Genomic DNA, 19,684 nt, shown 5'->3' with positions numbered 1-19,684 from the left:
ATAGAGGCGGTTTCCAGCGCAATCGCGCAGGATCAGCGGCGTCGGACGGGCGATCAGTTCTCGCCGACGAACGACAACCGGTTCTTCAGTCGCACCGCGGTCGAAGCGACACCACCCACCTTTGCCATCGCCTTGAACGTGGCGCTGGTGTCGCTCGGCACGACGCGCAACAACTGCAGCGCATCGATCGGATCCCACAGGGTCTCGCCCTGGATCATCTTGCCCTCGGCGTTGAAGTGGTACCGATCGACGGGGTAGAGCTGGGTGAACTTGCCATTGCCGGGGATTGCCGGCGAGCCCGGTGTGAACGGGTACATCCGCAGCGGGTTGTCCCAGTGACCGCACCCGCTGTAACGAGCCATGAACAGCAATTCGCCGCTGGGCGAGACCGAGATACTGGCCTGACCAGGGATCGCGTCGTAGCGCAGGTCGGGCGCCGCGTCGAAGAACGCCTGGTTGTAGTCGATGAAGGCTTGGATTCCCACCATCTGACGACCGAACGACAGGGGGTCCTTGTACGTCACCTCGGGCGAGAGGAGTTCATGGACGGCGGCCTCGTCGATGCCGCCGCTCCACGCCGCCCAGTACTTCTTCAGCCAGTCGTCGAACCACATGACGTCGTGGCCGAGTTTGTCGGTATAGAACCGCAGGTGCGCCTCCACCTCAGCGAAGAACTGCAACCCCATGCTCTGGAGTTCGTCCTCGTTGTATACCCGCACGGGTTCGGACCGATTGCCCTGAATATAGGTGGGCGCCGGCTTGCGGAGGGTTCGGCGGGTCAGGGCCGCCTGAAACTTGGCCTCGGTCTGGTCCTTCTTACCGGCCGTCTTGCTGATTGCCATGGGTCTGAATCTCCTTCATCGACATCGATGGGCGGCGAGGACGAGCACGACCTCGCTCTTGGTAGCCACCGTCAGCGGCGTGGGCTGGCGATCACCCGCAGCCCGTACCGCGGGCGGAGGCTGGGCGTTGCCTGCGGTTCCATACGGTGCCCCGGCACCGTCTCGAACGTGTGCGTCTGGCTGAACTTCGCGGCGATGAGCACCGTCTCCATGAGGGCGAGGTTCCGGCCGATGCAGGTTCGCGGGCCGCCACTGAACGGGACGAAGGCGCCGCGGTTGCGGCCCGCGTCGGCACCGGGCATGAAGCGCGACGGGTCGAAGACTTCGGGGTTGGGCCACCAACGCGGGTCGCGCCCGATCAGGAAGTTCGGCATGACCACGGTCGTGCCCGCCTTGACGTGGTGCCCGCCGATCACGTCGTCGACGATCGCCGTGCGCGGGCTGAACCAGACCGGCGGGTAGAGCCGCATGGTCTCGTCGACACAGGCAGCGGTCCACGGCAGGTTGCGCAGGTCCGCCGCGGTGGGCGTCCGGCCCTCCAGGACGGTGTCGACCTCCTCGAGCATCCGGTCGCGGGCCCAGTGGTTCTGCGAGAGCAGGTGCCACAGGAAGCTCATGGTGGTGGCCGTGGTCTCGTGGCCGGCGAGCATGAGCACGGCCGCCTCCGACCGGACCCGCTCCGGGGTCATGGCGCCGTCGTCCACGGCTTTCAGCATGAGGTTGAGCAGGTCCTGCGTGTCCGTGCGGTTGGCGGCGCGGTCGGCGAGGATGGCCTCGGTGCCTCCCATGACGATCTTCGTAGCCTTCTGCAGGTTCGACAGCGGCGGGGGCACCGGTACGCTGCTGTGAATCACGCCCCAGATCAGTTTGTTCAGCCAGGCGGGCGGTTCGGCGACCATGAGCAAGCGTGCGAGCTGCATCGTCTCGGCGAGGCCCTCGGTGATCCACCATCCGAGGTCGTCGGGGAAGTACTTCTTTGAAGTTTTGGTAGAAGACCGCGTTGCCGATGACGTCGAGGGTCAGCTCGACCATTATGTCGTGCAACTCGATCTCCACAGGCCGCTGCGGCAGTGCGGCCGCGGCGTCCTCGACCGGTTCGGCCATGAGATCGAACACGTTGTCGAGGTGCTTGCGGGTGAACATCGGGTTGAGGAGCTTGCGATGGTACTTCCACGAGTCACCGTTGTCGCTGAAGATGCCGACGCCGAGCGCACCGTCCACGGCGGTGAAGTCGATCGACTTGTAGTAGCGCTCATGGTGCTCGAACAAGACGTGCTCGACGTACTCGGGCCGGGTGATTGCGGCGTAGCGGCGCAATCCCACCCGGAAACGGGAGAAGTCGTGGCCGGCGAGGCGAGCGTAGATCCCGTCCTCGAAGCCCCAGCCCTTGTACAGCGCGGATGCCGTCGACCGCAGCGTCGGGAAGCGCTTGGACGGCGAGTGCGTGGCAGGCGTCGCGCCGCCGTCATGGGCGCCTTGGTGCGTGACCGGACACGCCGCCTTCGGGGGCATGTCCGGCCTACTGGCCGTATTGGGTGATGCCATGACTTCCGATCTCCTTCATCGACATTGATGCGCGAGCCGCAGTAGCACGTGTGTTGACAACGACTGTGTCTACAACCGATATTGATGTAAGAGACAGTCGTAGTCAAGATGTAGGAGAGTCCCGATGGTTGCGAGGCGTCGTGATGGGTGAGGGGCTGCGTGTAGCGGTGGTGGGGGCCGGCCCGGCCGGTATTTATGCCGCCGACCGGCTTGTGAAGGATGTGCCGGGTGTCCGGGTTGATCTGCTGGAGCGTCTGCCGGCCCCGTTCGGGTTGATTCGGTACGGGGTGGCTCCGGATCACCCGCGGATCAAGGGCATCGTGGGTGCTTTGCATCGAGTGCTCGCGCAGCCGCAGGTGCGATTGGTCGGCAATGTGGAGTACGGGGTCGATGTCGATCTGGAGATGCTGCGGCGTCACTATGACGCGGTGGTCTTCGCCACGGGGGCCGTGCGGGATCGCCCGCTGCGGGTGCGCGGGGGTGATCTTCCGGGTTCGTACAGCAGCGCGGAGTTCGTGTCCTGGTATGACGGGCATCCTGATGGCCCGCGGTCGTGGCCATTGCACGCGGACAAGGTGGCCGTAATCGGGATGGGTAACGTGGCGTTGGATGCCGCGCGGATGTTGGCCAAGTCCGCTGATGAGCTGGCGCACACCGAGATTCCCGATCATGTCTACGACGGGTTGGCCGCCAACGCGGCGAGCGAGATCCATGTCTTCGGCCGGCGTGGTCCCGCCCAGGCGAAGTTCAGCCCGTTGGAGCTGCGTGAGCTCGACGAGTCGCCGACCATCGATGTGGTCGTCGATCCGGGCGACATGGTTTATGACGAGGCGTCTGTGGCCGCGCGCGCGGCGTCGAAGATCACCGATCAGGTGGCCGGGCTCATCGAGGAGTATGCCGCTCGCGGCAGCCGGGGCCGGGCCCGCAAACTCGTGCTGCACTTCTTCGAGGAGCCGGTCGAAATCCTGAGCGAGGACGGGGCCGTGGTGGGGTTGCGTACCGAACGCACCGAGTTGGACGGAACCGGAAACGCCAAGGGCACGGGCCGATTCACCGAGTGGCCCGTGCAGGCGGTCTACCGGGCCATCGGCTATCTGTCCGATGAACTGCCCGGGCTGCCGTTCGACCACCGGCGTGGCGTAGTCCCCAACGAGGCGGGCCGGGTCGAGCAGATGACGGGGGTGTATGTCACCGGGTGGGTTCGGCGCGGGCCGGTCGGGCTCATCGGTCACACCCGCAGCGACTCCGCCGAGGTGGTCGCCGCGCTGATCGCCGACCACCGGGCCGGGCTACTGCCACACCGGCCCGGCGGCGACCTCGTCGAGACTCTCGACCGCGCCGCTCACCCCTACACCACCTGGGACGGCTGGCAGCGCCTGGACGCCCACGAACGTAGTCTCGGCGCCCAGCGTGGACGCGAGCGCACCAAGGTCGTCGAACGCGCCGACATGCTCGCCGCCTCCCGAGCCCTCCCCTGACCCGTACCAACGACCGAAAACCACTATCCGGCAAGGGAAATCACCGATGAACGACTACGCAGTGTATGTATGCACCCAGTGCGGGTTCGAGTACGACGAGGCCAAGGGCTGGCCCGAGGACGGCATCGCCCCGGGCACCCGCTGGGAGGACATCCCCGACGACTGGTCCTGCCCCGACTGCGGCGCCGCCAAAACCGACTTCGACATGGTCGATATCGAACGCGCCTGAACCAGGCTCCCGATGATCGAAACGACGAATCGAGCCACCTCATGAGGCCCCTGAGCATGCTTTCTCCACCGCTTCTGCCCTGGAGACGCGGTTGTGGGCGTATCGATCCGACGGGCAGGGTCGCGCTCGTCACCGGGGCAGCGCAAGGCATCGGAAGAGCCACCGCCGAGTCCTTGGTGGCCCACGGCGCTCGCGTCGTCCTGGTGGATGTCGACACCGACGGACTCGAGCAGGCCGTCGCCGCTCTCGGTCCACACGTCGCGCACGGCGTGACCGCCGACGTGCGTGACCGCGACGCGATGGCGGAGGCGGCGGCCGAAGCCGTTCGACGATTCGGCCGGATCGACGTGGTCGTCGCCAACGCCGGCATCACGCCGCCACCGGCCACCCTGCGAGACACCGACCTCGACGACTTCGACCGGGTGATCGCGATCAACCTGACCGGCGTGGTCAACACGGTGAAGCCGGCCCTGGAGCAGGTCATCGAACATCAGGGACACATCGTCATGGTCGCGTCGGTGGCCGCCTTCGCCCCGGTCTTCGCAGGCGCGTCCTACGTGGCCAGCAAGGCCGGTGTGGAGCAGCTGGGCCGAGCCCTGCGGATCGAACTCGGTAGCACAGGGGCGACGGCAGGCGTGGCGTACTTCGGCTCGGTCGACACAGCGCTGGTGAAACACGCCTTCGACGACGACCCGCTCGGGCACCGGGTGGACATGCTGATGCCTGCCCCGATTCGGCGTCGGATCACGTCCTCGCAGGCCGCCGAAGCGCTCGTGAACGGCGTCGTCGAGCGGTCTGCCCGCACTATCGCGCCGCTCGTCTGGGAGCCGTACTCGTTGTTCCGTGAGCTCGTGAACCGGCCACTCGTCAGCCTCTTTCGAGTCGATCCCCGCGTACAGGACATCGTGCGGTCGCTCGAGCAGCGCAGCCGGGCGACGCGGTAGATCGCCCGTAATATCGAGCAACCCGTCGGGCGGGGCAGCGCCCGGGGGCCGTCACGTCGCAGCGCTCACCGGCGGATCAGCCGTTGCATGGCCGCCCCGGCACTACCTGCCGCGATCAACGCCCGGAATACGGGACTCGTATCGCTCGGCAGCAGATTCGACATCTGCATCGCTTCGAACGCGTCCCACATCGTCTCGCCACGGGCCAGCTGACGGTCGGCGTTGAAGTGGTAGCGATCGACGGCCGGGGCCTGCATGAACGCGCCGGTCGCGGGCATCGCCGGCGCGGACTTGTCGAATGGATACATCCGCAGCGGCTTCTCCCAGAAGCCGGTCCCGATGTAGCGACCCATCAACCGCACCTCACCCTCGCGGGTGACGTTGATGAAGAACTGACCCGGCAGCAGGTCATAGCGCCAGTCGGGGATCGCGTCGAAGAACGCCTGGTTGTAGTCGATGAACGACTGGATCCCGACCATCGGCCGACCGAACGACACCGGGTCCTTGTACTCCACGTCCGGCGCCAAGAGCTCGGGGAGCGCTTTCTCGTCGACGCCCTGGTCCCACGCCATCCAATACTTCTTGAACCACTCGTTGAGCCACATCACGTCCTGGCCGAGCGTCTCCGAGTAGAAGCGGGTCTGATCCTCCAATTCGACGAACCACTGTCGCGTCAAGCGGTTCAATTCGTCCTCGCCGATCGCGCGCTGAACGTATGACCTGTTGCCCTGCACGAACTGCGGTATCGGCTTCTTCAGGCATTTGCGGTCGAGCGCGCGTTGAAACTTGGCTTCGAACTGATCCCGCGTAGTGGTCGACATTGTTTCGCGTCTCCTTGATCAGACGGGAGGCGATCCCCCACGCCATGTTGACAACAATCGTGTCCCACAATAATGATGAAGGATACAGTCGTAGTCAATATGCGGAGAGGGTTCGTTGCGTGCGGAGTGGTTGGGCGAAATCAGCGGCCGAACCGCAGTGATACCTCGTCCGAGGCGGGCCTCGCCCGGCACGTCAGAACATATCCGGCATCGATGTCGTCAGGGGTGATCGCCAGGAGCGGATGCGGGTCCATATCCACGCGTCCGTGTTCGACCCTGGCGAGGCATGTTCCGCAAGAACCGCCGAGGCACGAGTACGGGAGGTCCTCGCGTCGCTCCAGAGCGGCATCGAGAATCGCTGCGCCTTGCGGCATTTCGAAGGTGAGCCGGTCTCCGTGCCCGGTCAGCACAACACGGCATCGGGCCGTCGTTTCGGTAGGTGGGCTACTGATCTCCCGCGTTTCGAACAGTTCGATCAGGATGCGAGACCGATCGACACCGCGTGCGACGAGAGATTCACACACCTCGGCGACGAGCCCCCGTGGACCGCACAGCAACCATAGGTTGGCGCCGTCCTCGGCGATGTCGGCCGCCACGATCCGCCCGCGACGATACTCGGTGACCGCATCCCCGTGCGGCCGGCGACCGGGTGACTGCCGCGACAGATGGTGAACGATACGGAGCCGATCCCCGAATCGGTCTGCGAGCGAGGCGAGTTCGGTCGCGAGCATGATGTGGTCGTCGTCGCGGCTTCCATAGTGCAGCACGAAGGTGCTCGCGGGTTCGGACTCGAGCGTGGTCGCGATGATCGATGCGATCGGTGTGATGCCGCTGCCGGCGGCGACGGCGCAATAGCTGCGCTTCGTCCGGGTGACCGGCGGGGTGAACACGCCTGCCGGTTCGGAAACGTAGAGGTGCGAACCGGGCGCAAGCTCTTCGACAGCGTAGCGGGAGAACGCCCCGCCCTCTCGGCGTACGACGCCGATCCGCACACGCCCGGCCCCGGCAGCATCACACAGCGAGTAACTGCGTCGAATCGGCTGGCCGTCACACGTCCCGTGGATGATGACGTGCTGGCCCGCCGAGAAGCGATATCGGCCCAATAGTGCGGTGGGCACGTCGAACTCGATCACCACGCTGCCCGGGGCGTCCGGCTCGACCGAACGCACTCGCAGGCGATGCACGTCTCGGGCCCGGGTACCCGGCACCGGGTCGAAGGCGGTGATGGAATCTTCAGGGGCCGAACGCCATTCACCGAGTGCGGCCCTCGCTCGCTGCAGCCCGAGGCGACCCACCGCCGAGGTCGCCCGCACGAGCACGGCGGGACGCAGCGCGGCGGACGGCCGGTCGAGCAGTCCGGCGATACGTGACATCTGCTGTCCCACCGCCTTGTCCCGCTCGCCCACCGCCATCGCGATTGCCGCGAGCGCGCCCAACCCGTGGATACGCTGCCCGCCTTGGGTCCGCACGTGCGGCATGGCAAGGTCGAACACCTTGGTCATGACCCAGGCGTCGTCGATCGCCGTCGCGGCCGCCCGGAAATAGCGCCGAGCCAGCTCCCGGTCGCCGCCCGCCAGTGCCCGCCGCAGTTCCACAGCTTGTAGCGCCGACATCGTCATGCCCTGCCCGAACGCCGGGCTGAAACTGCACACCGCATCCCCGAAAACCAACAGCCCCTGCGGAAACAGAGCCAGATTTTCGTACCGGCGGCGCTGATTGGCGAGGTAACGATATGTGGCGATCTCGGTCAGCGGCTCGGCGTCCACCAGCGCCGCCCAGACATCCCGCGGCGCCACCGACGCCGCGAAGCGCCAGAACCCTTCCTCGTCGTGCGGCGGATGGTCGACGCCATATCCGATCAAGGTCAGGATATGCCGGCCGTCTTCGACCGCGAACAACGCCAGACCGCGTGCGGGGTTCCGGTTCGCGATCACGATTTCCTTGTCGCCACGGACCGCCCCATCGCCCAGCCGCACGTAGCGGCTGGCGTACTTCATATCGATCCGCACCCCCTCCTCGGGAGGTGGCTCGTAACCCAGCTCATCCAGCCATTCGCCGATCGGACCGTGCCGGCCCATACAGCTGATTGTCAGATCGGCCGGAATATCTCTTGCGCCAGTGGAATCGGACTCGACGCGTACGCCCGTCACACGGTTACCCATCCGGTCGGTCAGCAGCGACCTCGCCTGGCAGCGGTCGATCAGCTCGACATTCGGCAGCGACCGGACGCGCGAGCGGACACGCCACTCCAGCAATGGCCTGCTGGCCTGCAACAGGGAGTAACCGGCATCGGAACGGTGCAATGTGTGCCCGTATATGGTCATCCGCAACTCGGACATGGACCGGCACTCGATCGCACCGTCGGCCAGCAACTCAGCGGTGATACCGGGGAACAACTCCTCGAACACCTGCTGCCCGCGCGCCAGCAGGGCGTGGACGTGGCGGCCCTGCGGCACGCCCGGTCTGTCCCCGGGCACAGACAGGTCGTCACGCTCGACGATCGTCACTGTGGCGAACGTCTCGCTGAGCACCCGTGCGGCGAGCAGCCCCGCCATGCTCGCCCCCAGTACGACGGCGTGGTTGCGTGGTGTGGGGCGAGCGGAAGGTGGTTGCCCGTACCGGCTCATGATGTCCTACAGGTGTGCGGGAAAGAGGGAAAACGGCTCAGACGCGCTCGATTTCGACCATGTCGAAGTCGGCTTTGGCGGCGCCGCAGTCGGGGCAGCACCAGTCGTCGGGAATATCGTCCCACCGGGTACCCGGCGCGATGCCCTCGTCGGGCCAGCCCTCGGCCTCGTCGTACTCGAACCCGCACTGCACGCAGACGTACACTCGGTAGTCGTTCATCCTGGTCTTCCTTCCGAATCGTTTCGATACCGGTCAGGCCGCGCGGCTCACGCGGTGAACCCGTCAATTTGGGACAGCACCCGAAGCATCACCTCGTCGGCACCGCCGCCGATGCTGGGCAGCCGCTGGTCGCGGACGAACCGCGAGGTCCAGGTCTCCTCCATATAGCCGATGCCGCCGTGCACCTGCAGGCACCAGTCACCGACCTGGCGAATCAGGCGGCACGCTCTGAGTTTGGCGATGGTGGCCCTGCGGGTGATGTTCTCCCCGGCCATGTGCGCGTCGACCATCGCGTAGCCGTACTCGCGCAGCAGGTCGACCTCGGCGGCGAGCTCGGCGTAGGTGTACTGCAGGTACTGGTTCGCCGCCAGCGGCGCCCCGAACACCTTGCGTTGCAGCGCATAGGCTTTCGTGCGTTCCAAGGCCTGGGTACAGGCTACGTGGACGTTGTACACCCCCCAGGTGCGCTCGACCACGAACTGCACCATCTGCTGTTGAAATCCGCGGCCGATCTCGCCGATCGTGTTACCGACCGGGACCCGCACGTTGTCGAAGGTCAACAGTCCGGTGTCGGATGCCCGCATACCCAGTTTGTCGAGCTTCTCGACGCTGAATCCGGGGGTGTCGGTGGGCACGATGATCTGGCTCATGCCGCGGTAGCCGCCCTCGTCGGAGGTGCGCGCCAGCACGCAGATCCAGTCGGCCTGAACCCCGTTGGTGATGTACATCTTGGTGCCGTCGATCACCCAGTCGTCGCCATCGCGGCGCGCACGGGTGCGGATACCGGCCACATCGGAGCCGGCATCGGGCTCGGTGACCCCGATCGCGGCGACCATCTCGCCGCTCATCGCCGGCGCCAGATAGGCCGCCTTCAGCTCATCGCTACCGTGCGCGTGCAACGACGGGGTGGCCATCGAGATCTGCACGCCCAACGCCAGGCCGAAGGCTCCGATCGAGCATCGCCCCATCTCCTCGGCGAGCACGACGGTGTACGAGTGGTCGGCGCCCTGGCCGCCGTAGGCCGGGTCGTATTCCAAACCCAGCATGCCCAGACCGGCCGCCTCCCGGAACAGGTCGTGCAACGGCATCATCCCCGCGCGCTCCCACTCATCGGCGTACGGGTCGACCCGCTCGTCGATGAACCGGCGGACGGTGGCACGAAACGCTTCGTGCTCAGCGGTGAATTTCATCGGGATTCCTTGCTGTGAAAGCGAATACACTGCGGCCGTGCCGGTCATTGCCGGCCCCGCGCCGCGTCGACTTCGGGAATCGCCGCCAGCGCCGGGTGGGCCAGCAGCGCGGCCGGGATGCGGACCGGCAAGTCAAGCAACTGCTGAGCGGCGGCCTTGCCCTGCGGGTCGATGCGCAACGAGGCCGTACCCCCGCCACCCAGCGCGTGGTGCAGCAGGAAGTTGACCGCGTGGGTGCCGGGCAGGACGAACCGATCCACGCGGGAGGCACCGAGGTGGGCCAGGTATGCGCCGGCTCGATCGGCAGTCACCTGGGCCTGGATGATCGGCTCGAAGTCGGGATGCCGCGCCGCGATCCCGATATTCACACTGTCGCCCTTGTCGCCGCTGCGGCCGAACGCGACCGCGATCAACGGCAACTCGACGCTCGGCCCGGAAACCTCGTCCGCGACATCGACATCGGTGCCGCGCGGGCCGTGCAGGGCCCGGGTCAGCGATTGCGGAACCTCACTCCACGCCGAGGGCTCCAGGGGTCGGCCATCGAGGTCGATCCGGGCAGTGAGCAGCTCACGCGGGACCAGGAACGACTCCAGCCGCAACACCGGCGACGGTGTGGGCAGCCCTGCTCCGACGCCCCCCATCCCGCAGGGCCCGCCCAGCCCGATCGACGGGAACTCACGCACGAACGCGGTCAGCGCGGCCGGATCGCCATGACGCACCGCCAGGCGCACCCACACCTCGCGAGGAGCGACGCCACCGGCGTTCGCACCGTAGGTGTCCTCGGCGCCGACGATCTCGATCAGCGTGTCGCGGAAATCGTCGAAGCCCTTGTCGGCGAACATCTTACGGCCACGAGTAAGCAGATCCTGTGCCGCACGACGTCCCCTCCGCGCCGCGTCGCGACCACCGACGAAGAACTGCACCTGAGTACGGTGGCCGTCCGACACCTGAGCGCACGCCTTCAAGGTCGGAGTCGGCGCGGCACCGCGCGCACCCCGTACCTCGACCCGGTTGGGCCCGACCTCGCTGATCACCACCTGCGTCCAATCGCACGTCACATCGGGCAGCAGATAGGCCGCGGGATCGCCGATCTCGTAGAGCATCTGCTCGGTCACGGTGCGTCGATCGACGAGCGCGTCGGTCCCCTCGGGCGCGGTGATCTCGAAACTACCGTCGGCCCGCACCATCACGATCGGGAATCCGCTGTTGGCCCAACTGGGAGTGTCCTCCCAGTCGGTCAGCAGCCCACCGGTCGATTGCGGCCCGCATTCGATCAGATGCCCGGCCAGACTCCCAGCCGAGAGTTTGTCGAATTCCTCTGGTTCCCAGCCGAATTCGTGGATCAGCGGGCCGAGCGCCAGCGCACTGTCGGCACACCTGCCGGTGATCACCACATCCGCGCCGGCGCCCAGAGCCGCCGCGATCGGTCGGGCCCCGAGGTACGCGTTCATGCTGATCGGACGATCCGGGATCGGCGTGCCACCGCTCATCTCGCGGATATCGAGTTCACGCAACCGATCGAGGCGAGGAAGCAGATCATCCCCGTCGACGGCGGCGACGCACACCTCGACACCGGCCTCGGCGGCAAGAGCGCGCAGACGCTCGGCTGCCGCCTGCGGGTTGACGCCACCCGCGTTCGTGACGACCTTGACGCCGGAGTCCCGCATCCGGCGCAGATTGCTGCCGATGGTCGCGATCAGATCGTGCGTATACCCCTGAGCGGGATCCTTCATCCGCGCCTTGGTGAGGATGGCCATCGTGATCTCGGCCAACCCCTCGTAAATCAGGTAATCGCAACGGCCGTCGGCCAGCAACTGCGGCGTGGCCAGATACGAATCCCCCCACATACCGGCCGCGCCACCGATGGTCACTGTGCGCTCGCGCATATCGGCTCCTTCTCGGTCCGACCCACTGGGTCGCATCGGCGAATCGCCACCGCGGTCGCGGCGGTGTCTACAGTCATGCGGCACATCCGACGACGGTGCGCAGGGCGTGCATGTCGCCGAGTACGACGAGAGTGGTGGTGAGGGTGTGCTCGCGGGCTTGCAGGTCGTCGCGGATCTTGGCGGGCGGGCCGACAAGGGCGATCTCTTCGACCATCGCCGTGGGAATCACGGCCGCGGCCTCCGTCTTGTGGCCGTCCAGGTACAGCGACCGGACCTTGCGCGCGATGTCTTCATAGCCCATCCGGGCCATCACATCGAAATGGAAGTTCTTGTCCTCGGCGCCCATTCCTCCCACGTAGAGCGCCAGATAGTCGCGCACCGAGTCCGCCGCCGCTTCGACGTCGTCGTCCACCACCACCGGGACGGTGGTGACGACTTCGAAGTCCTCGGCGGGTCGCCGAGCTGCGCGCCGGGCGAAGCCCTCGGCGAGGGCGGCTCGATAGAAGGCGTCGTTGCGGGGCCCGAGCAGCATGGCGATCCACCCGTCCGCAATTTCCGCGGCCAGCGCGACGTTTTTGGGTCCCTCGGCCGCCAGCAGCACCGGCAGATCGCGGCGCAACGGGTGCACGATGCTTTTGAGCGGTTTGCCCAGCCCGGTGCCGCCGGGCAACGGGTGGTTGTAGAACCGGCCCCGGTACTGCAGAGGCTCCTCGCGTGCGATCACCGTGCGCACGATGTCGACGTACTCGCGGGTGCGCGCGAGCGGCCGCTCGTACGGTTGCCCGTACCATCCCTCCACCACCTGCGGCCCGGAGACGCCCAGGCCCAGCACGAACCGGCCGCCGGACAGGTGGTCCATCGTCAGCGCCGCCATGGCGGCGGCAGGTGGAGTGCGCGCTGCCATCTGCATGACGGAGGTGCCCAGACGAAGCCGGCTGGAGGTGGCTCCCATCCATGCCAATGGAGTCAGACAGTCGAAACCATAGGCTTCCGGCACCCAGACGGAATCGACGCCCATGGCTTCGATCTCGCCGATCACCGCCGGGGTGACACCGAGCGGAAACTGGATTGTGTAACCGATTTTCATCACGGCTGGGTCCTCACTTCCGTCACGAGGCCCACGGCGGTGCGACCTTGTTCAGGAAGGCGTGCATGCCGGCGCGTGCTTCATCACCGGCGAACAGCTCCGCCGACAACGCCACCATCTGCGGGCCGTATTCGTCGAGGTCGGCGCGCAGGGAGCGGGTCAGCACGCGTTTGGTCGCCGCTACCGCGCCCGGTGCGGTGCGGTGGAAGGTCGCCAGCAGCTTCGCGAGCCGCGCGTCGAGGTCGGCTTCCGGAACGGCCTCGGTGACGAGGCCGATGCGGGCGGCTTCGGCGGCATCGAAGCGTTCGGCGGACAGGAAATAACGGCTGACCGCGCGGGCATCGAGCTTGGCCAGCAACGGAATCGAGATGATCGCCGGCGCCGCTCCGATCGCCACCTCGGCGAAGGCGAAATCCACGTGATCGGCGACCAGGGCGATATCGGCGGCGGCGACCAGTCCGGTTCCGCCCGCACGCACAGGTCCGCGCAGCACAGCGATGACCGGTAGCGGCGCCTCGACGATGTGCCGAAACAGATTCAGCGCCGTATCAGGTCCTGAGACCGCGCCGTCACCGGAGGCCGATTCCGAGAGGTCGGCGCCCGAGCAGAACACGGTGCCGGTATGGGTGAGCACCACGAACCGCACCGCATCATTACCGGTGGCGGTTGCCAGATGGGCCGTCAGCTCCGCGGTGAGCTGCCGGCTCAGCGCATTGCGGTTGCGCGGCGAGTCCAGAGTTATTGTGGCAACGCCGTTTTCGATACTCAGATGGACGAGCTCGGTCATGATCGGTCTTCCGTATCGGTGACGATGGCAAGGATGGTTCCGGCGTCGACCTGCTGACCCACCAGCACTGTGATCTCGGCGATTCCGTCGCCGGGGGCGGCGATGGTGTGGTGCATCTTCATCGCTTCCAGCGTGATGAGCGGAGCACCGTTGTCGACGGCGTCACCGTCTGCGGCGTGGATGGCGGTGACCGTGCCGGGCATCGGCGCGAGCAGTGTGCCCGCGGCGAGTTGTTCTGCCGGGTCGGGGAACCGGTTGACGGGCTCGAGGGTCACCGAACCGACCGAGCTGTCGACGCAGACCCGATCGGGGTAGGTCGCCACCGCGAAAGTGGTTCGCACACCGTCTACTTCGAGAACGACCAGCTCCGGGCCGAAATCGACGACCCGTAGGTTGTCGAAGCCTTCGGGCCGCAGTCCGTCGCGCGTCCAGCGATAGTCGATCGCGATGGTGCTCGCACCGACGGCGTATTCCTTGCGTTGCGGCACCGCCGGCACGTTGCGCCACGCCGGCGGTAACCCGGTCAGATCGCGCACCTTGGCGCGGTTGACCGCGGCGTCGGCGAGCGCGGCGGCCAGCGCGCAGTGGCGCTGCACCTCGGGCGTAGCCAGCGGACGCGCCAGTGTGTCCAAGCCGTTGCGGTCGAAGAACGAGGTGTCGAAATCGCCCGAGGAGAATTCATCGTGGCGCAGCACACGCACCAGCAGGTCCCGGTTGGTCGTGACACCGTGCAGGTGAGCTTCTTCCAAGGTGCCCGCTAGTCGTGCGAGGGCTTCGGCGCGTCCGGGTGCCCAGGTGATCACCTTGGCCAGCATGGCGTCGTAATGAGTGCTGACGGTGTCGCCGCTGCGGTACCCCGCGTCCAGACGCAGCCCGTAGCGCCGCGGAAGGTCGAAATGAGCGTCGGGGCCCGGGAATTCGAAGCGGTACAGATGACCCGCGGTGGGCTGCCAATCATTGGCGGGGTCTTCGGCGTACAGTCGAGCCTCGATCGAGTGGCCGTCGAACGGCGGCGGCCCGCCCTCGGGGAGTGGGGCGCCGGCAGCTATTCGCAGCTGCCAGGCCACCAGGTCCAGTCCGGTGACGCATTCGGTGACCGGGTGCTCGACCTGCAGGCGGGTGTTCATCTCGAGGAAGTAGAACCGGCCCTCTTCGGTGGCCAGGAACTCCACCGTGCCGGCCCCGACATAGCCGACCGCTTCGGCCGCGGACACCGCTGCGTCGCAGAGCCTTTCGCGCATGGCGGCGTCCACCATCGGCGACGGCGTCTCCTCGAGGATTTTCTGGTGGCGGCGTTGGATGGAGCATTCCCGTTCGCCCAGCGCCCAGGTGGTGCCGTGCTGGTCGGCGAGGACCTGCACCTCGATGTGGCGGCCGCGCTCGAGGAAGGGCTCGCAGAACACCGTGGGGTCGCCGAACGCGGAGGCGGCCTCGGAACTGGCCGCGCTTACCGTGGCGGGCAGTTCGGCCAGCGAACGTGCAATGCGCATACCGCGGCCGCCGCCGCCCGCCGAAGCCTTGACCAGTACGGGCAGTTGATCATCGGTGACCGCGGCGGGCTCGAGTTCGGTCAGCACCGGAACGCCGGCGTCGTCCATCAGTTTCTTGGAGCGGATCTTCGAGCCCATCGTCTCGATCGCCGACGGCGGCGGACCCACCCAGGTCAGCCCGGCATCGATCACGGCGCCGGCGAATTCGGCGTTCTCGGAAAGGAATCCGTATCCGGGATGGACGGCGTCGGCGCCGGTGCGCCGGGCGGCTTCGATGAGAAGGTCGATGCGCAGGTAGGTCTCGGCGGGTGTGTTGCCGGGCAGCCGCACGGCAGCATCGGCCCGAGCGACATGTGCCGCGCCGGCGTCGGCGTCGGAGAACACCGCGACGGTCGAGATGCCGAGGTCGCGGCAGGTCCGGAAGATCCGGCAGGCGATCTCGCCTCGGTTGGCGACCAGAAGTCGGCGAATCATAGTGAATACCTCACATTCGGAACACGCCGAAGCCGTCTTTGACGCCGGCGACGGGGGCGTTGTGGGCTACCGACAGGCACAGCCCGAGGACGGTGCGGGTGTCGCGGGGGTCGATGATGCCGTCGTCGTACAAGCGCGACGACAGGAACGGGGCGAGCGATTCGCGCTCGATCTGTTCCTCGATCTTCTTGCGCATTTCCGCATCCGCGGCCTCGTCGAACTCACGGCCTTGGGCGGCGGCGGCCTGACGCGCCACGATGGACAGCACGCCGGCGAGTTGTTCACCGCCCATCACCGCGGATTTGGCGTTGGGCCAGTTGAACAGGAAGCGCGGATCGTAGGCCCGCCCGCACATGCCGTAATTGCCGGCGCCGTAGGACGATCCCATATTGATGGTGATGTGCGGGACCCGGCTGTTGGACACGGCCGTGATCATCATCGCGCCGTGCTTGATGATGCCGCCACGCTCGTATTCGGCGCCGACCATGAATCCGGTGGTGTTCTGCAAGAACAGCAGCGGTGTGTCGGTCTGGTTGCACAGCTGGATGAACTGCGTGCCCTTGTGCGATTCCTCGCTGAACAGGATGCCGCGGGCGTTGGCCAGGATTCCGACCGGATAGCCGTGGACGTATGCCCACCCGGTGACCAGACTGCTGCCGTACAGCGGTTTGAACTCGTCGAACCGGGATCCGTCGACGATGCGCGCGATCACCTCTTTGGGGTCGAACGGCCGTTTGAGATCGGTCGGGATCAGTCCGAGCAACTCGTCGGCATCGTAGAGCGGCTCCTCCGACGGTCGTGACGGTCCCGGACCGGCCTTGTGCCAGTTGAGATTCGAGACGATCTGCCGGCCGAGCCGGATGGCATCGATTTCGTCGTCGGCCATGTAGTCGGCCAAACCGGAATACCGGGCGTGCAGTTCGGCACCGCCCAGGGTTTCGTCGTCGGACTCCTCCCCCGTGGCCATCTTCACCAGCGGCGGACCGGCCAGGAACACCTTCGCGCGTTCCTTGACCATCACCACGTAGTCGCTCATACCCGGCACATAGGCACCGCCGGCGGTGGCGTTGCCGAACACGAGTGAGATCACCGGCCGCCGCTCGACCGACGCCCGCGCCATATTGCGGAACGTGGCGCCGGCCGGGGTGAAAGCATCGGCCTGGGTGGGAAGGTCAGCGCCGCCGGACTCGACGAGATTGATCGTCGGCAGCCCGTTCTCGGCCGCGATCTGTTGTAGCCGGAGCCCCTTCTTCAGGGTGTAAGGATTCTGGGTGCCGCCCTTGATACTCGGCTCGTGTGACATGATCGCGCATTCGACGCCCTCGACGATGCCGATGCCGGTGACCATGCTCGCGCCGACGTGGAAGCGTGTGCCCCACGCGGCCAGGGGCGAGAGCTCGAGGAACGGGGTGTCCGGATCCAGTAGCAACTGGATCCGCTCTCGGGGCAGCAACTTGCCCCGCTCACGGTGGCGCTGAACGTATTTCGGGCCGCCACCGTCGATGGTTTCGGCCTGTTCGGCATCGATCTCGGCGATCTTCTCCAGCATCGCCGCACGCAGGGACGCGTAGTCGTCGGAATTGGTATCAAGGGTGCTGCGCAGTACCGTCATCGGATTCCCCATCGTTCGGCCGGCGGGCCGGTCGTGATTTCGTGGTTTCGCCGGCGAGGCCGGAAACCCGGGTGCTGTCTCGGCGTCATGCGAACTGTCCCGGTGTGCGACCTGCTCCGGGCGGACCGGCGAAGGCTTGGGCGATGTCCAGCCACTCGTCGGCGATCGGCCCCTCCGCGACCAACGCGAGGTCGGCACGGTGGCGGCGCTGGGTGACCAACAGGCAGAAATCGAGCGCCGGACCGGTCACCCGGCCGGGTGCGGCCGGCTCGCCCCAGCTCCAGATGTCACCGTCGGGGCCTTTCAGTTCGACCCGCACGTCACCTTCGGGTGGTTGTTTGTCGTTGGTGACGTACGCGAAAGCCCTTGCGCGCACGCCGATGTGAGCGACGTGGCGCAGGCGCGCGGTCGGTGTGCGCGCCACCCCCAGCGCGTCGGCGACGTCCTGGCCGTGCGCCCAGGTCTCCATCAACCGGGCCGTCGCCATCGAGGCGGGGCTCATCGAGGGCCCCAACCACGGCAGCTTCGCCTCCGGCGCTACCCCGGCCAACCCCGCAGCCACACGCTCACGACCGGCCCGCCAGCGGTCCAGCAGCACCGCTGGGGCCTGCTGCGCTCCGAGTTCGGCGGCCGCGCCGACGAACTCGTCGACACTCGCCGCACCGGCCAACCCGCCGCTCAGCTCCGACCGGAACCCGTCGGGATCGGTCGCGGACAGCGCCGCGAAGTCGTCCGCCCAAGCCAGGTGTGCGATCTGGTGCGCGATCGTCCAGCCCTCGGCCGGTGTCGGCATCCGCCACCCGGACTCATCCAGCTCGGCGACCAAGCGATCGAGGTCGGCGCTCTCCGCCGCCACGTCGCGCAACACAGATGTCAGATTGGCCATTCCGCCTCCGATCAAAATTAATGATCGCTAATATACATACGGGTGATATGCTCGGCAATACCCGCATGATCAGGAGAACCATGGCAGCCACGCACGCGCGATTACGTCCGGATTCGCCCCTGCGCGCCCCTGGACGTCCCAAGGCGGCAGAGGGGCTCGACACTCGTGAGGTCCTGCTGCGGGTCGGACTACAGCTGTTCGCGACGAAAGGTTTCGCCGGCGTCTCGGTCAGCGAAATCGCCGAAGCCGCAGGAGTTTCCGCGCCGGTGATCTATCAGCGCTTCGGCAGTAAGGCCGGGCTGTTCGTGGCGGTCGCCGAGGATGTGTACGCGCGCGGACTCGCGTATCTGGGGTCGATGATGACCGGGGTCGAACGCTTCGACGAAGCGCTCGACCTGGTGCTGCAAGGGTTCGCCGACCTGTACCGGATGGACCGCGAACTCACCGCGATGGTGCTGACCGTGCTCGTCGAGGTGAGTCGAGACGAGGCGATCGCGAACGAGCTCCAACCGACGCTGCGTACCTTTCGCGCGTTCTTCGACGGCATCGCCGCACTCGCCCCACCCGAGGTCGCGCCCGACGCGCGCTCGCGCCGAGATCTCTCCCACGCCCTGGTCACCATGTGCAGCGGCCTGACCAGCGCTGCCGTCATGACCCCCAACGCCGCCGACTACGAACGCATGGTCGACGTAATGCGGAATTTCATCAGAGCGCGGACCGGCGAATCCCCCGGGATCTGACGGCCGAGAAGGCCAGGCGCCCGTCGGCACGCCATCCGGCAGGGCGCTCGTTTCATCAGTCGGCTGATGCGGTGTCCGCTGCGGCACCCGCGACCGCGCCGTAGGTCAAGCGCGCCAGCCGTTCGACGAGCTCGGGCCTGTCGATCTCGATGTCGCCCAAGATATAAGCGACAGCGAGCTGGACGACTCCTCCGGCGATGTAGAGCGCACTGGCGCGGTCGACACCGATTTCCGCGGCACTCACGTCGCTGGAGATCGCGGTGGCGACGATGAAGACGAACTGCTGCAATTCTTGACGCACGCGCGGACCGCTGGCGGTGACCGCGGATATGAGTGCCGCCTTCCTGGGGTCGGCGACGAGATCACCCAACACCGCATCGAGCCCCTGGCGGAAGGTGTCGAGTATCTCGTCCGCCGACGCCGCTTTGGGATCGGGCAGTTGCCTCGCGTGCAGCGCGGTCATACCGATTTCGAGAAGCCCGGTCGCCACCTCGCGAAACGACTCGATCAGCAGCTCATCGATGCTGGTGAAGTTCTCGTAGAAGTAGCGGCTGGACAGTTTCGCCTGGGCGGTGACGCTACGAACGCCGACAGCAGGCAGGCCGCCGGAATAGATCAGGGTCAGCGCGGCATCGATCAGCGCCTTCTTTCGGCGCTCGCGCCGCTCGTCAGGCGTTTCGCCGAGAAAGTTCCGTGATTCGACCATGGTCCCAGCTTTCCACGAAAGGGGGGCGCCTGAGCGAGTGCTCCCCGTTATCTTTTTCGCAGCCCTTGATCGAGGGCTACGGTCGCCAGGCCCGGTATGACTTCTTGCCCCTGTCGTTCG

Annotated in this window: 17 protein-coding genes and 1 pseudogene; 4 read left to right on the top strand and 14 right to left on the bottom strand. The window is 66.7% G+C overall.

Going from position 1 to position 19,684, the window contains the following annotated elements; all coding sequences use genetic code 11:
• Positions 1-53: 53 nt before the first annotated feature.
• The 3 genes and pseudogenes from A5780_RS34305 to A5780_RS43315 form a co-directional block, all read right to left on the bottom strand.
• On the bottom strand, positions 54-842 hold the full coding sequence (locus A5780_RS34305; RefSeq protein ID WP_064911122.1) for a nuclear transport factor 2 family protein: 789 nt from the start codon (positions 840-842) through the stop codon (positions 54-56).
• Between the two features lie 71 nt (positions 843-913).
• Complete coding sequence (locus tag A5780_RS39605) at positions 914-1,741, bottom strand: cytochrome P450 (protein ID WP_197521946.1); 828 nt, start codon at positions 1,739-1,741, stop codon at positions 914-916.
• Positions 1,742-1,874: 133 nt separating this feature from the next.
• Positions 1,875-2,354: pseudogene (locus A5780_RS43315) on the bottom strand (cytochrome P450); the annotation flags it as partial.
• 176 nt (positions 2,355-2,530) lie between these two features.
• On the opposite strand from A5780_RS43315, the gene A5780_RS34295 reads away from it, so the two are divergent.
• Genes A5780_RS34295 through A5780_RS34285 form a run of 3 tightly spaced genes read left to right on the top strand, consistent with a single transcriptional unit; the run spans position 2,531 to position 5,038 of the window.
• On the top strand, positions 2,531-3,865 hold the full coding sequence (locus A5780_RS34295) for an FAD-dependent oxidoreductase (RefSeq protein WP_064911121.1): 1,335 nt from the start codon (positions 2,531-2,533) through the stop codon (positions 3,863-3,865).
• Positions 3,866-3,911: 46 nt separating this feature from the next.
• A complete protein-coding gene (locus tag A5780_RS34290) occupies positions 3,912-4,094 on the top strand; it encodes a rubredoxin (protein ID WP_064911120.1) in 183 nt (60 codons plus the stop codon).
• A gap of 41 nt (positions 4,095-4,135) precedes the next feature.
• Entirely contained in the window at positions 4,136-5,038 is a 903-nt protein-coding gene (locus tag A5780_RS34285; RefSeq protein WP_082976886.1) for a short-chain dehydrogenase/reductase, read from the top strand.
• A gap of 65 nt (positions 5,039-5,103) precedes the next feature.
• Here A5780_RS34285 and A5780_RS34280 read toward each other — a convergent pair whose 3' ends face one another.
• The 10 genes from A5780_RS34280 to A5780_RS34235 all read right to left on the bottom strand — a co-directional run bounded on the left by A5780_RS34280 (position 5,104) and on the right by A5780_RS34235 (position 18,118).
• On the bottom strand, positions 5,104-5,859 hold the full coding sequence (locus A5780_RS34280) for a nuclear transport factor 2 family protein (protein WP_064911118.1): 756 nt from the start codon (positions 5,857-5,859) through the stop codon (positions 5,104-5,106).
• 140 nt (positions 5,860-5,999) lie between these two features.
• Complete coding sequence (locus tag A5780_RS34275) at positions 6,000-8,486, bottom strand: 2Fe-2S iron-sulfur cluster-binding protein (RefSeq protein ID WP_082976885.1); 2,487 nt, start codon at positions 8,484-8,486, stop codon at positions 6,000-6,002.
• 37 nt (positions 8,487-8,523) lie between these two features.
• The gene (locus tag A5780_RS34270) at positions 8,524-8,706 is read right to left on the bottom strand and encodes a rubredoxin (RefSeq protein ID WP_064911116.1); all 183 of its coding nucleotides are present in this window, start codon (positions 8,704-8,706) and stop codon (positions 8,524-8,526) included.
• 47 nt (positions 8,707-8,753) lie between these two features.
• A complete protein-coding gene (locus tag A5780_RS34265) occupies positions 8,754-9,896 on the bottom strand; it encodes an acyl-CoA dehydrogenase family protein (protein WP_064911146.1) in 1,143 nt (380 codons plus the stop codon).
• A gap of 44 nt (positions 9,897-9,940) precedes the next feature.
• Positions 9,941-11,782 (bottom strand): acyclic terpene utilization AtuA family protein, encoded by a 1,842-nt coding sequence (locus A5780_RS34260; RefSeq protein WP_064911115.1) that lies wholly within the window; start codon positions 11,780-11,782, stop codon positions 9,941-9,943.
• Positions 11,783-11,855: 73 nt separating this feature from the next.
• Positions 11,856-12,869 (bottom strand): LLM class F420-dependent oxidoreductase, encoded by a 1,014-nt coding sequence (locus A5780_RS34255; RefSeq protein WP_064911114.1) that lies wholly within the window; start codon positions 12,867-12,869, stop codon positions 11,856-11,858.
• A 22-nt stretch (positions 12,870-12,891) separates the two neighbouring features.
• Positions 12,892-13,656, bottom strand: a complete 765-nt coding sequence (locus A5780_RS34250; RefSeq protein ID WP_064911113.1) for an enoyl-CoA hydratase-related protein — start codon at positions 13,654-13,656, stop codon at positions 12,892-12,894.
• The gene (locus tag A5780_RS34245) at positions 13,653-15,620 is read right to left on the bottom strand and encodes a biotin carboxylase N-terminal domain-containing protein (protein WP_064911112.1); all 1,968 of its coding nucleotides are present in this window, start codon (positions 15,618-15,620) and stop codon (positions 13,653-13,655) included. Before A5780_RS34245 ends, A5780_RS34250 begins: the two co-directional genes overlap by 4 nt.
• Positions 15,621-15,630: 10 nt before the next feature.
• Positions 15,631-17,232, bottom strand: coding sequence for an acyl-CoA carboxylase subunit beta (locus tag A5780_RS34240; protein ID WP_064911111.1), 1,602 nt, complete (start codon positions 17,230-17,232; stop codon positions 15,631-15,633).
• Between the two features lie 85 nt (positions 17,233-17,317).
• The gene (locus tag A5780_RS34235; protein ID WP_064911110.1) at positions 17,318-18,118 is read right to left on the bottom strand and encodes a TIGR03084 family metal-binding protein; all 801 of its coding nucleotides are present in this window, start codon (positions 18,116-18,118) and stop codon (positions 17,318-17,320) included.
• A gap of 80 nt (positions 18,119-18,198) precedes the next feature.
• On the opposite strand from A5780_RS34235, the gene A5780_RS34230 reads away from it, so the two are divergent.
• Positions 18,199-18,858, top strand: a complete 660-nt coding sequence (locus A5780_RS34230; RefSeq protein WP_181064120.1) for a TetR/AcrR family transcriptional regulator — start codon at positions 18,199-18,201, stop codon at positions 18,856-18,858.
• 55 nt (positions 18,859-18,913) lie between these two features.
• On the opposite strand, the gene A5780_RS34225 is transcribed toward A5780_RS34230, so the two are convergent.
• On the bottom strand, positions 18,914-19,684 hold a 771-nt coding region (locus tag A5780_RS34225; RefSeq protein ID WP_231983184.1), incomplete at its 5' end, for a TetR/AcrR family transcriptional regulator.

Origin of the sequence: Nocardia sp. 852002-20019_SCH5090214, assembly GCF_001665865.1 — a bacterium.
Classification (GTDB): Bacteria; Actinomycetota; Actinomycetes; order Mycobacteriales; family Mycobacteriaceae; genus Nocardia; species Nocardia nova.
The sequence above is the reverse complement of the archived record's forward strand: the minus strand, read 5'-3'. Positions and strand labels throughout refer to the sequence as shown.